This is a genomic window from Ligilactobacillus acidipiscis DSM 15836 (genome assembly GCF_001435755.1).
Classification (GTDB): domain Bacteria; phylum Bacillota; class Bacilli; order Lactobacillales; family Lactobacillaceae; genus Ligilactobacillus; species Ligilactobacillus acidipiscis.
In genome coordinates this window covers 1-296 of the sequence record NZ_AZFI01000413.1, presented here as the reverse complement: position 1 = coordinate 296, position 296 = coordinate 1, and the positions used below count along the sequence as shown (strand labels likewise).

The 296-nt window shown below is 39.9% G+C and carries 1 pseudogene; it reads left to right on the top strand.

The annotated features are described in order from the left end of the window. A pseudogene (locus FC65_RS12985) lies at window positions 1-211 on the top strand (IS30 family transposase); the annotation flags it as partial. Window positions 212-296: the final 85 nt, after the last annotated feature.

Sequence of the window (296 nt, the reverse complement as noted above, 5' to 3'; positions counted from 1 at the left end):
CTTCTTCGCCCTGGGAACGTGGAAGTAACGAGCATCCAAATGGTCTGATACGTGAATTCTTGCCAAAAGGTCACTCACTTAAGCAAGTGATACCTAAGAAGTACAGCTAGTTCAAAATGCTTTAAACAATAAATATCGGCGAATCCTTGGATACCATTCGGCCAAGAAATCACTTGAAAATGAAGTAGGAATAGCTAAGCAGGTGAAATAAAACAGTAGGCTGTCGCCTCGCTAAGCTAATAGACTTACTTTTGGTTTAAGCTTCACACTTGTTGCACTTGATTTGAAAATTAAGG